The sequence below is a fragment of the Bradyrhizobium sp. USDA 4451 genome (assembly GCF_054822585.1).
On record NZ_JBTRCH010000001.1, the window covers coordinates 3,485,900 to 3,499,149 of the forward strand.

At 59.8% G+C, this 13,250-nt stretch carries 12 protein-coding genes and 1 pseudogene; 7 read left to right on the top strand and 6 right to left on the bottom strand.

Annotation, left to right across the window (positions count from 1 at the left end; genetic code table 11):
* Nucleotides 1-105 precede the first annotated feature (105 nt).
* The 5 genes from ACVMB0_RS16170 to ACVMB0_RS16190 all read left to right on the top strand — a co-directional run bounded on the left by ACVMB0_RS16170 (nt 106) and on the right by ACVMB0_RS16190 (nt 4,350).
* The gene (locus ACVMB0_RS16170) at nt 106-534 is read left to right on the top strand and encodes a hypothetical protein (RefSeq protein WP_461346915.1); all 429 of its coding nucleotides are present in this window, start codon (nt 106-108) and stop codon (nt 532-534) included.
* 434 nt (nt 535-968) lie between these two features.
* A complete protein-coding gene (locus ACVMB0_RS16175; protein WP_461346916.1) occupies nt 969-1,829 on the top strand; it encodes an Abi family protein in 861 nt (286 codons plus the stop codon).
* A gap of 229 nt (nt 1,830-2,058) precedes the next feature.
* Nucleotides 2,059-2,781, top strand: coding sequence for an adenylosuccinate synthetase (locus ACVMB0_RS16180; protein ID WP_461346917.1), 723 nt, complete (start codon nt 2,059-2,061; stop codon nt 2,779-2,781).
* Between the two features lie 16 nt (nt 2,782-2,797).
* Entirely contained in the window at nt 2,798-3,658 is an 861-nt protein-coding gene (locus ACVMB0_RS16185; RefSeq protein WP_461346918.1) for an adenylosuccinate synthetase, read from the top strand.
* Entirely contained in the window at nt 3,655-4,350 is a 696-nt protein-coding gene (locus ACVMB0_RS16190; RefSeq protein ID WP_461346919.1) for a DUF7002 family protein, read from the top strand. The genes ACVMB0_RS16185 and ACVMB0_RS16190 overlap by 4 nt, the downstream gene beginning before the upstream one ends.
* 8 nt (nt 4,351-4,358) lie before the next feature.
* On the opposite strand, the gene ACVMB0_RS16195 is transcribed toward ACVMB0_RS16190, so the two are convergent.
* Nucleotides 4,359-5,702, bottom strand: a complete 1,344-nt coding sequence (locus ACVMB0_RS16195) for a hypothetical protein (RefSeq protein ID WP_461346920.1) — start codon at nt 5,700-5,702, stop codon at nt 4,359-4,361.
* 112 nt (nt 5,703-5,814) lie between these two features.
* Complete coding sequence (locus tag ACVMB0_RS16200) at nt 5,815-6,408, bottom strand: hypothetical protein (RefSeq protein ID WP_461346921.1); 594 nt, start codon at nt 6,406-6,408, stop codon at nt 5,815-5,817.
* A gap of 126 nt (nt 6,409-6,534) precedes the next feature.
* Here ACVMB0_RS16200 and ACVMB0_RS16205 point away from each other — a divergent pair, with 126 nt between their 5' ends.
* Entirely contained in the window at nt 6,535-6,849 is a 315-nt protein-coding gene (locus ACVMB0_RS16205) for a hypothetical protein (protein WP_461346922.1), read from the top strand.
* A gap of 66 nt (nt 6,850-6,915) precedes the next feature.
* Here the strand turns inward: ACVMB0_RS16205 and purB are convergent, their stop codons facing one another.
* The 3 genes and pseudogenes from purB to ACVMB0_RS16220 all read right to left on the bottom strand — a co-directional run bounded on the left by purB (nt 6,916) and on the right by ACVMB0_RS16220 (nt 9,796).
* Nucleotides 6,916-8,304, bottom strand: a complete 1,389-nt coding sequence (purB, locus tag ACVMB0_RS16210) for an adenylosuccinate lyase (protein WP_461346923.1) — start codon at nt 8,302-8,304, stop codon at nt 6,916-6,918.
* Nucleotides 8,305-8,772: 468 nt separating this feature from the next.
* Nucleotides 8,773-9,020: pseudogene (locus ACVMB0_RS16215) on the bottom strand (hypothetical protein); the annotation flags it as partial.
* A gap of 137 nt (nt 9,021-9,157) precedes the next feature.
* Entirely contained in the window at nt 9,158-9,796 is a 639-nt protein-coding gene (locus ACVMB0_RS16220) for a hypothetical protein (protein WP_461346924.1), read from the bottom strand.
* Between the two features lie 381 nt (nt 9,797-10,177).
* Between ACVMB0_RS16220 and ACVMB0_RS16225 the strand changes: the two genes are divergently transcribed.
* A complete protein-coding gene (locus ACVMB0_RS16225; RefSeq protein WP_461346925.1) occupies nt 10,178-11,122 on the top strand; it encodes a helix-turn-helix domain-containing protein in 945 nt (314 codons plus the stop codon).
* 353 nt (nt 11,123-11,475) lie between these two features.
* Here ACVMB0_RS16225 and ACVMB0_RS16230 read toward each other — a convergent pair whose 3' ends face one another.
* The gene (locus ACVMB0_RS16230; RefSeq protein ID WP_461346926.1) at nt 11,476-13,119 is read right to left on the bottom strand and encodes a glycoside hydrolase domain-containing protein; all 1,644 of its coding nucleotides are present in this window, start codon (nt 13,117-13,119) and stop codon (nt 11,476-11,478) included.
* Nucleotides 13,120-13,250 lie beyond the last annotated feature (131 nt).

A 13,250-nucleotide genomic window follows, 5' to 3' on the forward strand; every position in this document is an offset into this window, starting at 1 on the left:
CCGAAAAGAACTCGGGGTGGGTGCAGTGTCCGCTGTTATTTGCCGTGCAATTGGGGCTTGGCGGTATTCACCGCCGCGGGAGACCGTCGCTCGTTCTGATGCTGGGTGGCGGCAAGGCGTTTAGCTTCCTCGTATCGCTTCAACCTCGCCGTCCAACTGCTGACTAAGCCGGACTGGATCGGCCGCAAAAAGGCGCGCAACGCGGCCTCGTGGGCGGAGGCGCGTGGCTTCGGCACCACGGTCATCGAAAGCAGGTTCGTCGATGGCACCAAGCGCTCGGCCGACGAGCCCGATCTGGCGATCGACAATCTCGCGGCTCGGCGCGCTGCGGCTGCTTCGAACTTCGATCTCGTTCTCGATGCCGGCCTCGGCGCCACGCCGGCGGAGATCTTCGACATTCGGCTCCACGGTTTCCCCGGGAGGGGCTCGCCTAAGCAGGCGTGGCCTCAGCAGGACGGTCACTTGGAAGTCCCGCTTGTCCCGGCGCTCCAAGAACTCGTCGACGCCGGTCGCATTGATCACTGCGGGCGTTGATATCGCCGGCCGCAGTCTCGGCGTGCCGTCAACAGCGGTCGATCCAGGTGGCACAGGCCTGCCGGGCCGTCAGCGACGGCACCTTCGTCGATCTCGCCGACGTGGCGTTGACGAACTGTCGTCGCGCCGCCGGCCGCCGCGATAAGCTGGCAAGACCCGGAATCCTTCCATTCGTACCGTCCAGACCGGAAACGGCTGCGAGGTAGCTTGGCACCGTAACGAGGCCGAGGAAAATCCAAGTGGATCGAGGGTCTTAGGCTGGTTGCAGTGTGTCGCCACAATCTGTTAACCTCGAGTTGTGGGGCGCCTTGACTACATACGATCGAATCAGTAAGTAAGACGCATCAACACCCCCCACGCCTCTCAACGATGCGCACCAGGGGGGTTTTCTTTTGTCCGGACAGTCACGAACGTTTACGAAGCCGGCGCTGTCGGTGCCCGACCAATTGGCCCTTCTGGAAGGCCGCGGTCTGACAATTCCGGACCGTGCTGCGGCCCAAGTGTCGCTCAGACATATAGGCTATTACCGACTGTCCGCGTACATGCGGCCGTTCCAATCGACCGACGGAACACACAGGTTCCAGGCCGGAACCACGTTCGATCAGATTGCAACTCTCTATTCCTTCGACCGGAAGCTTCGCGTCATCTTCCTCGACGCGATCGATCGCATCGAGGTCGCGATCCGCTCGGCCCTCACCGAGTCTCTCGGGATCAAGCATGGTTCGCACTGGTTTCTAGATCCGAAGCATTTTGCTGCCTCGACGATCCATGCCGAGCTTCTGCAGAAGTTGAAGGACGAGATCGGACATTCCGATCCACGGAAGAGGGCGGTGCACATCGCTCACTACTATGAGAGCTACGACGTGCCGGACATGCCGCCGTCGTGGATGATCGTCGAAGCGATATCTTTCGGTGGCCTCGCAAACCTTGTCAGAAATCTGAACTTGGCGAATTCGAAGTCGGTCGCCTGGCTGATCGGACTTCAAGAGCCTGCACTGAAGTCCTGGTGCCTTTCGCTCTCCTACTTGCGAAACCTCTGTGCGCATCACAGCCGCATCTGGAATCGGGTGTACACGCTGAAGCCCACGACGATCAGGCAGTATGATGACGACCTAAATCCGAACGACCGGACGTACGCCCAGGCAGTAAGCCTCAAGATCATGCTCAACAAATGCTCGGGACCATCGAACTGGGCTCAGAGGTTGAAGGACCTCATCGAGGAGTTTCCTGACACTCCCATCGATAAGATGGGTTTTCCCCAAGATTGGAAGACGCGCGCGATCTGGAAAAGCTGATCTGATCGCGCCGCGCATCGGGCCGAGGGCGGCGAAGTTCGTTCGGCCGTCCGAATCGTGTTCTGCATCCTGCGGTGCGACAGCTCGGAGGTACCGCGGCGTACCGATGCCGCGGGCGGCTTCGGCCGCGCAGGTTCCTCGATACTTCGTCGGGATGGTCGGTTCGGTGTGGACAAGAGCGGCACGCAGCACTTACTTTCAGCAAGACGTTTCAATCAGAGGTTTATGCGTGCGTTACATCATTGCGCTTTCCGGGCCGGTTGCGGTTGGAAAGTCGGCTTTGGCCGACGAGCTTATTAAAAAATTCGGTTCCCATCGAATATCCACACGAACCTTGCTGCTGGATAACGGGAGTCCGGACGAACGCGAGGCCTTGATCGAGGCTGGCAAGCGCCTCGACGTGGACACCGACGGTCGATGGGTTCGCGACGGCATCGCCCGATACGTCGCCGAGCACGAAGGCAAGGACGTGATCCTGGTCGATGCGGTCAGGACCGCCCGCCAGGTCGCGCACCTTCGCGAGACCTACGGCGATCGGCTCGTCCACGTGCATGTCACGGGACCGTTCGAAGTGGTCAAGAAGCGCTACGAAGACCGCGGTTCTGCCGCCGACACCGGCATGACTTACGACCAGGTCAGATCCGATCCGACCGAAGCCGGCGTCTGGTCGCTGGGCGACACGGCCGACAGGGTCGTCGAAAATCACAATCAGGAGCCTGCGTCGCTGCTTGCCTTGGCGGTGGCTGGGCTCGAGCTCTTCCCCGGCAAGGCCGTTCCTCTCGTCGATGTCATTGTGGCCGGTCAATACGGCAGTGAAGGCAAGGGGCATATCTGCGCCCACATCGCTACGGAATACGGCATCCTGGTGCGAGTCGGCGGCCCCAACGCCGGTCACCAGGTCGCGGACCCCAGATACAACCTACAGACAGCTGCCGTCCGGCACGCAGTCTAACCCGGATGCGAAGATATTGATCGCTGCGGGATCGACGATCTCGCCCACGCGCATTCTTCGCGAGATCGCCGAGTGCGACGCCGCGCGCCGCATCGTCATCGACGAGCAGGCCATGGTGATCGAAGATGCCGATGTGGCGTTCGAAAGCCAAGAAGGCGGTCTCGGAACGATCGGTTCGACAAAACAAGGCGCCGGCTCCGCGCTGGCGCGGAAGATATTGAATCGAGGTAAGGAGCCGATGTTGGGCGGGCCTGTCCGGTTAGCGAAGCATCATCCCGACCTGCTGCCGTTCGTCGGATCGGTCGGGCGAGAGCTCGAGAAGGCGTATTCCTCGGGGACGCGCGTGATGCTGGAAGGCACGCAAGGTACCGATCTGAGCATCCATCATGGTCACTACCCGAACGTCACGGCGCGCGAGACCACGGCGGCCGGCTGTCTCGCAGACGCCGGAATAGCTCCGTCGCGCGTGCGCAGGGTCGTCATGGTCATGAGGCGATATCCGATCCGGGTCGGCGGCGAGTCGGGCCCCATGGGGATCTTGCTCGATTTCGAAACGATATCGAAACGGTCGGGCGTGCCCCTGAAGGAGATCGAGGACACCGAAGTCGGGTCGGTGTCGGGAAACAAGCGCCGGATCGCCGAGTTCGATTTCGAGCAGCTTCGCCGTTCGTCGATCCTCAACGGGGCCACCGACATCGCATTGTCGTTTTCGGACTACATCAGCATCGATAACCGAAAGGCCCAAACCTACGACCAACTCACCGCCGAAACGCATGAATTCATCGCGTCCGTCGAGAAGGTTGCGAACGCGCCCGTATCGTTGATATCGACGCGGTTCGCCAAGTTTGGCGTCATTGATCGAAGGGATTGGCGGTGACGGAAGAAGAATTGCTGGAGAACTATCCGCGTCTCTATCACATGGCGGAAGACGCGAGTTGGGAATCGGTCGCTCGCCACGGCCTGCTGTCGACGACTGCGCTGCTCGACCTCTACGAACTGGGGGGCGAGGAACGGCGTAAGCTGGAGTCCGAACGCCGATCGGAATCGGTCAAGATATCGCGAGACGGGTTGCCGGTGGCCGTGGTCCGCGACCAGAAGCCGATGACCCGCTCCGCGCTGGAAAAGTGCCTGACCGACGGCACGACGCCCGAAGAGTGGTTCGAAACGTTGAACGCGCGGGTGTTCTTCTGGCTCTCCAAGGATCGGCTTCAAGGACTCCTCGGCGCACGGGCCTATCGCGACAAACCGCAGACCGTCATCACGCTGGATACGAAGAGCCTGGTCGCTGCGCATCGCGACGCCATCACGCTCAGTCCGATCAACAGTGGCGCCACGATCTACAATCCGGTGCCGAGGGGACGCAGCACGTTCAAGCCCATCGCCGACTTTCCCTTCGACGAGCGCCGCAAGAAGTTGAAGAAGCCGATCAAGGACGCGGTAGTCGAGTTGACCGTCCTGGGTGGCGTGCCCGACATCGACGCTCACGCTCTGGCGGCACATCGCGTCTTCAAAGGCGAGAAGAAAGTGCTTTGGAGGCGCAAAGGCAGCGATCCCGGCGAGGGACCGTAGACGACGGCCTACGCCGCCGAGGTCTCGGTCAGACGCGCGGGGCGCCGATGCTTGCGCAGCAGGTCGGCCACATGCGACGTCAAGCCGACCTCGCCGCGGATGCGGACGCCGACGCCTGATGGCAGGCGGTGCAGCAGGCTGCGCAGTTCTTCCAGGCCGCTCGACACGTCGAACGTCTCCCAGCGGTCAGCTTCGCCCGGAACGAGCGTGGACGCCGCGCTGTCCGTGGCGCCCTTGTGGAGCTGGACGATCCAGACGCGCTTGCCGTCGTGAACCCATTCGAACCGCACCGGCCCGAGCCGTTCCTTCGTCCGGTGATAGATCGCCTCGACGTCGCCCACCACGCTTCGCGGCAGGCGTTCCGGCACCTTCTGGCCGAGCATGAAGCGATCGCCTTCGCCGGCGGCACCTTCGACGACTACTTCACCCCGCGCATCCGTAATGGCGGCGCCGGCGAAAGAAGCAGGGACTGCGGCCTGCGAGAGCACCGCCGAAATGGCTTCGCCGCTCGGGTCCTCCGCGTTGAGCAGGCGGAACGGATCGAGCCAGCCCTTGATGGTGGTGAATTTGCCGGGCTCCTGTTCGCGCGGGCACGTGCGGGTCCACACTTCCTTCGACGAAGTCGGTTCGCCGAACGTGAACGGCGCGATGCGCCGCGAAATGCAGGTCGTACGAGGAACTGGAAGGCCCATGGCGTGGGCGATCAACAGACCAAATGCCTTGTCGCCGATCAGTCGGCTGAAGCGGTTCGGCCATTTGACGGCCGCCATGGCGGGCGCGCTGTCCGATCCTTCGTATTCCCACATCAATGTGTGGGTTCGTCGCCAGCCACGCGGCTTGGGATGAATGCTGAATTCAAGCCGCCCGCGACCGGCGTCGACCGTTTCGACAGGGATACCGTACACCGTCTCAATCAGAGTGAGGGCCCATTCCAGCGGGAGAGACGCCGTGCCGCCCTTTTCGACGCAGCGTGGCGTATCGTCGGGCGCAAACTCGGCCACGCCGCCCTGGATGACGCCGGATACGCCGCCATCGGAAACGTCGACCGTTTCGTTCGCGATGACGAAGAGACCTTCGGCCGACATGCTTCGGACCAGCGCTTCGGCCTTCCTCAGATCGGACAGGCCGTAATGGAAGTCGCGGCTTCTCGGACTGTCTGGCCTGAAGCTGCGGAGATTTATCGTCCCGTCGGGACTTTGCTCGATCAGGCTGCGGAGCGCGTCCGCCAATGTCGGGAACTTGTGGTTAGCGTCGAACCCGGCGACGCGGCAGAACTCTTGACGCGGTCGGTTCGCATCGGGGGAGAAGCTCACGAACTGCGCGACGTTCCCGACGCGGGCGAGCTCATCCAACGAAACGTCCTTACGCAATGACATCGACCCGGCCCCTGTTACGCGTCCAGCTTCGGCATAAAGCCGCAAACGGCAGCGCGCTCCAGCCGTTCCGGAGAAATATCACCGCCTTTCACCGGGCCTTGGATTGTCCCTTGACAATCCTCTCTCGCCGCAGGATCTCGAACCGATCGAGCCACATCCGCTTGGCGATTTCCGGTTGAAGGTGTCGGACCACGATCTTGGCCGGCTGTATAGTCAGCCCGGCGAGCCAGCCGTCCGTCCCCGGTGGCATGATCTGCCTTTGCTCGGCCGCGAGCACCCGCAGGTCGGCTTCCTTGATCTGAAGAGGAAGAGGGGAAGTGATGCCGAACCGCTTCAGAACGGCATCCTGGACTGCGGCTTCGATCCGCTTGAAGTCGGGAAGCATCTGCTTGAGCGGGCGCGTGATGTCGCCGATGAAGGCCTCGGCCGCGTCGTGCAGGAGCGCTTCGAATTCGAATCCTTCGGCGATGTCACTCACCAGCAGGCTGTGTTCGGCCACCGAGTAGAACCGGCTGCATTGGCCGGAATACCGGCAGATGTTCGCGAGTCCTTGGGCAATGTCCTCGGCCGTGAAGTCGCTGGTATGCGGCGAGGCGAAATCGAACCATGCGCCGCTATGGAGCATGATCGACGGTCCCACTTCGACCTTGACAGCGACCATCGCGCTCTTCTTCCAGGACATCGGATCCCTTCAATATAAATGGGCGCGCAACGTAGCGCCATCGTCCGCAGCCTATAGCAATCCTTGTTGCATATAAAACAAAAATGTCGCAAATGGAGGCGTTCTCCCTCCTCTCGTAGAGCGGTCATGCCCCGAGGAAAGGTTGATCACCCCGCCGTCGCGCGGTTGCGGGAATTCGCCGGCGAGCGTCCTCACTGGAGCTTGCGGGAACTCGCTCGTCGGCTCAACCTGAATCACTCGCTGGTCACCAGGGCTCTGGCCGGGCGCCCCGTGACGAATGCGAACGCGAAGCTGATCGGGCAGGGTCTCGATCGCCTGGGGAGCGGCGACAGGCCGCGGATCGATGTTTCATTTGCAACAGATTTGTTGCATTTGCTTCAGGAGGCGCTGTCTTCCCTCGAGCGTTCGCGGCGGACCAAAGGCCGGCGCCACAGAACCTGACGCTACGAAGCCGTGGAAGGCGATCGGCAAACCGACAGGCTTGATCGGGCTGTGCGAGGACCCGGGTTAGGTGCGTCCGAGCTCGTCGACGAGGGCGGACGCCAATCCGGTGTATGTTGCAGGCGTGAGGGCCAGGAGGCGAGTCTTCGCGGCTTCCCCGATGTCGAGACCACGCACGAACTCCGCCAACTCGGCTGCGCCTACGTGACGACCGCGGGTCAGGTCCCTCAGCATGGCGTAAGGGTCGGCGATGTGCGAGCGACCGGCTACGATCTCGGCACGTACGACCGTCTGAATCGCCTCCGCGAGCACCTCCCAATTCGCCTCGAGGTCGGCAGCGAGCACCCCTTCCGCGACGGAGATCTCGCCGATTCCGCGCTGCAGATTGTCCAGGGCGAGCAGCGAGTGTCCGAATGCGACGCCGATATTGCGCTGTGTCGAGGAGTCGGTGAGATCGCGTTGCAGGCGTGAGGTGACCAGCGTCTGCGCGAGCACGCCGAACAGCCCGCCCGAAATCTCGAGGTTTGCCTCTGCGTTCTCGAAGCGGATGGGGTTGATCTTGTGCGGCATCGTGGACGATCCGGTCGCGCCGGCGACGGGAATCTGGGTGAGGTAGCCCATGGAGATGTAGGTCCACACGTCGGTGGCGAGGTTGTGCAACACGCCGCCGGCGTGCCTGACGCGGTCGTACAGTTCCACCTGCCAATCGTGCGACTCGATCTGGGTGGTGAGAGGATTGAAGCCGAGCCCGAGGGATTCGACGAACTCGCGGCTGAGAGCCGGCCAGTCGACGTCCGGCGCGGCGGCCAGGTGCGCCGACCACGTGCCAGTGGCGCCGGAAAACTTCGCGACGTAGTCCGAGGCCTCGATCTGCTTGGCGATGCGTTGGAGCCGCCACGCGAACACCCCGATCTCCTTGCCCATCGTGGTCGGTGTCGCGGGCTGCCCGTGGGTACGGGCGAGCATGGGAGTGTCACGGTGCGACGCTGCCAGGGCCGTCAGAGAGCCGATGACGACGTGCAGCTTAGGCAGCCAGACGTCCGTCACCGCGCGCTTCACGGTGAGGGCATAGGCAGCGGAATTGATGTCGTCGCCAGTGCAGGCGAAGTGCGTCAGTTCGCCGATCGCTCCGAGGCCTAGCTGCTCGAGCCGCTCGCGGACGAGGTATTCGACGGCCTTGACGTCGTGGCGCGTGTTCGCTTCGAGTTCGGCGAGCCGATCGATCTCGGCTTGGCCGAAGCCCGCGTACAGATCCCGCAGCCGCTCCTTGTCGGCGGCGCCGACAGGCAAGGCGCCGAACATCGAACGGTCGGCGAGGACGAGGAGCCACTCCACTTCGACCTCGACCCGGGCTCGGTTGAGCCCGGCCTCGGAGAGATGGTCCGCAAGCGACGAGACGGCCTGACGATAGCGGCCGTCCAGCGGGCTGAGCGGTTGAAGGGGAAGAGAAGTCACGAGATCTCCGGGCAAGGACGGTTGTCGACACGCGGAGCGGGTGAAGGTGCTAGGCTCACCCACTGACCTGGATCATATACTTTTAGGGGCTGCGTTCCATTCGCGCGTGTCGACCGTCCCGAGCACATCTCCGTACGCGAACGCCACAGTTCGATTTCTTATCCGCCCGCTGCGAGCCGCTTAGCGGACCTGCCCCGGCCTTCCGCTGACGCCGTGAAAATTCAGCCTGACTTCGGGGGGGGGGGACGGCAATCCGGCCTCGATGAGCCACTTGCGGATAACCAACGACGTTCCATTCGGCGCGTGTCGGCCGCTCCCGAGCGTATTCCGGGAGCGGAAGCCGATCGATTGAATAGATAGTATGAATCAATCGATGCGGGAGTGCTGACGACTTAGCTTCCCACTGCTTCGTTTTCCCCGCATTTCTAGCGGTCGTACGGAGGGAACCTTTCCTTGCCTTCTCTTCCCGATTTGGATTATCGGCAGTCCGCGAGGCAGCGGCTCGTGCGACGGCGACGGATCGATTGGCTCGCCGTCCGCCCGTTCCAGCTTTCGCAAAGCTGCCTATCCGCCATCCGAATCAGCGCCTCGCCCTTTGCGCGGGTCTCGGCGGACTGGGCGGCGAGGATCGTCGTCATCGCGCGGGCGCGGTCGAGTTCCTTGTTCAGCGCCTTGCGGTCTTCTCCAGAAAGGGGTGTGGGGTGATTGTGCACCAGACTTACATTCCCGCGATCATATTGAAGTTGAAGCTGTTTTCGGCAGAGGGCCCGAAAGCAGCGGCGCTATTTGGGGACTGTAGTGAGTGATCGTGATCATCACGGTGGGTCACCTCGGATCAGCTTCGCGATCAGGGTCATCGAAGCTGCAAATGAACATCGGCCATTTTGGGAACGGTCGAGCGGCCGTCGACAAACCTAACCACAGCATCGGGCGGTATGCGATTCTCAAAACCGCCGGTGTGTTTAAGGAAGAGTGTGGCTGCTTCTACGAAATCGCCTCGCAGGTCGGCAGCCTTGCAGCACTCGGCGTACTGTAGTGTTTCGGAGCCGCAGCCGCAAAGCTCATCATCCTGGCACTCCCGTTGGCGGTAATAGGCGTCCGCACGCGGATCTGCGCCAACGATTCCGTACTGCTTGCCCGGCCATCGGCCGGACACTTCTAAGTGGAGATGCCGGAAAGCCCAAACTGTGTAGAGATCGAAGAGAGTCCTGATGTCGCCACCCTCGATCCATACTCCGTCGTTGGGCGAGAAGGCACAAACCGAGCCATCCCAAAAATTTGTATGGCGCGGGCCGATCCACCGCGTCGGCTCTGGCGCATCAGTCCAGAAGCCCCACGCGCGAGGCCATAAACCCGATCGGTATGGAAGAGCCAAAAGAAATGTGGCTTTCCGCTGCAAGCCCGCAATCACCGAGCTCTTGGCGAGAAGCCACATGCCGTCATCGTCTGCGAAGGTTTGAAGAGAGGGATACGCCGTGGCAAGGCGAATCACCTGTCCTTCGTAAGCGGCACGCAGGTCGCCGCCGATCCGTGATGAGGAACCGGCCGTCCGTGATCGACCGGCCGGCCTTTGTCGTCGGGGGGTCCTTTGCCGTGATCCGGCTGAGGGTCCTCTCGTACCTTGTCGTTCATTCCCATTCTCCTGGGTTGCGATCATTGCAGACGGCTGTTCGTCAACGCTGATCTGACCATGGACGTGGACGCGTAGCGGCCGATGCTGGTCCAATGCAGCTCCGACCTCATGCAACAAAGCCCGGACGTCCTTCCCCAGGGAGGCTTCACCCCGAATCGGAAATGTGCGAGTCTGTGTCACCCGCACAGACTGCGCCTGAATCGTCGGGCGTGTCAAGCCGTGTTATTCGCACAGGATGCTATGCCCTCATTTGAAGAAAAGCTGGTTCGAGCCATCAAAAGGAAGCGTGAGGCAGAAGGCCTGAGCATTCGAGGTCTCTCAGGAGCCATAGGCGTCAGCTTTTCGACAATCGCGAGAATCGAACGCGGAGAAGGGCTACCTGACAACAACTCGAAAATTCGGCTCTTACAGTGGCTTGGTTCCGAAGCCGAGGACGCCGGACTGGGATTCGATAAAGTCGCGTTTGTTCACTTCCGGGCAGGCAAGAACGTCCGGTCGTCGACCGTTCGCAGTTTGTTGAAAGCAGCCGAATGCCTTCGCCAAACCCTCACGAGTGCTATTCATTCTTCTGGCCATCAAGATGTTGATGACAGTGCGGCCCCTCCGAGCGTGTCTCTGTCGAAAGAAGAACTTGAGCAAGCGGCGGAGAAGTTCAGAACGGATCTCGGCCTCTCGCAGAATGAGCCAATCGACAGCCTGCGCATCGAAGTGGATGGCGTACAGGTTGTGCCCGTAGGCAAGACGAACTGTCTTGATGCTCACACGGTGAGCCACCTGCGAGGCACTGCCGGCGGCGAATGGTCCGCAATGACAGTTCCGCTGGACGCGGAAAATGAAACGTGGGTCGTACTTTTGAATGATAGTCATACCATCGAGCGCCAGCGCGTAACTCTATTGGAAGAGTACTGGCACATCCTTCTTGGCCACAAGCTCACGAAGATCGCTCGCGTCGCTGAATCGTATGGCAGAACATATGACAAGGCCGAGGAGCACGACGCCTATTATCTGGCATCCGCGGTACTGCTTCCCAGGACGGCAGTTATTGAAGCTGTCAGCAAGAAACGCTCTTCAAATGACATCGCGCAGTTGTTCGGTACGTCAAACGAGCTGGTTGAGTACCGAATCAAACGGCTCGGTCTTTGGCGTGAACACGTGGGTAAGCAGATCAAGCTGTCCGGTGATTAGCGTACCCTTCTGCCCGAACACTTGGCGAGGCAGAAAGTATCTCCCTACTCAGCACCTAAAGCGCTACCCCCCAGCTTCCGCGCTGACCTTGCGCCGTCCACGTCTCGGCTTCTCTATTTCACCGAGAAGCTGCGCAAGCTCATTGTCGACTCTCTCTTTTTCCTGAATGAGTTCTTTGATCCGTTCTAATTTAGGACTGAGCATTTTCTGTACCTTCCTTGGGTACCCTCCCTTTTCCCACGATGTGTACACCAAGTTCCAAAGATGATACTTTGCAGTCGCACCCATTTTGGTTCGGGACTTATAAGTGTTGCGGCCATCTTGCGCCCGGTCGACTTTGATGGATTCGTTTTTTACCAGCGATAACCATAAATTCCCCGAAGGTGCTTGCAAGCTTTTCGGCGCTGATCGAGCCGTGATCGTCGGAAGTCATCCGGAGGCAAGGTGTAGTCGAGAAACGAAAAGCACTGCAACAGCACACCCGAAAGGATGTCATCAATGATCTTGCGGTTCTCAGCGGAGTTCACGAGACTGTTGAGAGCTCTTTGGCCATGTACTGTCATGAGAAAGCAAAGGTAGACAATGGCGACAATATCCTCCTTTTTCGAGGGGGCATCATACCCCGTTTCTTTCCAGAGCCGGATTGCTCCAGTTGCGTCGCGTGAAGCTTTTAAGAAAGTGTAGAATGCTGTTACATCGTGTATAACTGCAGGATCTAGGGCTCCAAGCTCTGCGGAGTTGTTCTCGAACATATTGAAGTAGTTTTCGCTTCGCGCCACATCCGCAAACCCCTTCGGAATTGAGGTGGTAGTCAAAGGTTTGGCTTCTTGTTCTTTGTTGCCTGGATCCTCTACGGCCAGCCGGTCATAAAGAAGAGCAAAATCGCCGATAATGTTGGCGGCGGCGAAGACGCGAAGTATGCTCAACATTTCGCTTGTAAAGAGATCGACGGTCGCCATCCGCCTGATTGCGGTGTCGTAAATTCGCCGGATTAGCTCGATGAATGTACCGAATACTGCTGTGCCGAATATAATTTGTAAACCGGTTGTGCCTAGGCCACCAGCTGGCTCGATACTCAATACAACCACGATCGCAACTAAAACAGCCGCAAGATACGCGGCAGCAACGATTGCAAGATCAATGTTATGGTAGCTTAAAATCCAATACCATCGGGTTCGCTGCCAGGCCTCTTCCAGTGGGGCGCCAGTTCGCCGCGTCTGCTTTCGGTCAAAGATGGCTTGGAGTTCAATATTATTGAAGGTGCGAGCAAGGCTTATACTTGGCGTGCTCGGATTAGCCAGCCCTGATGTGCTGAAATCCATCGTTAGCGTCGTGATAGGAGCCCCTTCCGGAAACGTAACAATAGCCTGTTGCTCACGCTGCCAAGCTTGCGCTCCTGCGAAGCCGCAACCTTTGGGGTCGATCGCCGGTATATTTGCCAGATCCCCTTGGAATTGGTGAGGATTGGCGTCAGGCACCTTCCAGCACCAGAGGCGTACATTTGGAGTTGGATTAATTGTATCAATTACGTCCACTATTGCCTGCGCAGAATTGTGAGAGCAGTAGACGCCCGGCTGAGCTCGGCCATCTGCAGCGACAGAAGAAACCCAAGCTTTAATGTAGTCGCTACTTCCCTCGGCATCCAGGAGTCCGCCATACTCCCAATCTAAATAGACAAATGAACCAGTTGGAAATCCTTCGCCCGAGGCGAGGTCGCATGCATTTGCACCATCCTTCGCTCCCTGTTCGGCCGTTAGGACACTTGAGGGTACGTAATCACCATGGGCGGTTCTAGGATCCTGCTGCCCAACATAAATTGGCAACATTCCCCAATTGTCTTTGATAGATTGGTATTGACCCATCCATTGCGAACTGGGCCGGTTGGGCGCCGGTGCAAGGTAATATCCACACCATTCAAGATTGGTGTTGGCAGTCAGCCAAGTCATCATGGCAGCGCCGGGAAAAGGAAGGCTATCGAATCCGGCATAGAATGTCATTTGGTACCCTCCAATTCCAAAAATACGCTTACACGCAAAACGCAAGTGTTTCTCACAATGACAAAGGGCGAGGCAGTTCTTAGTTATCGAGGAAATGTCTCTCGCCGGCTGTTTTCAGAGTCGTCGCACTA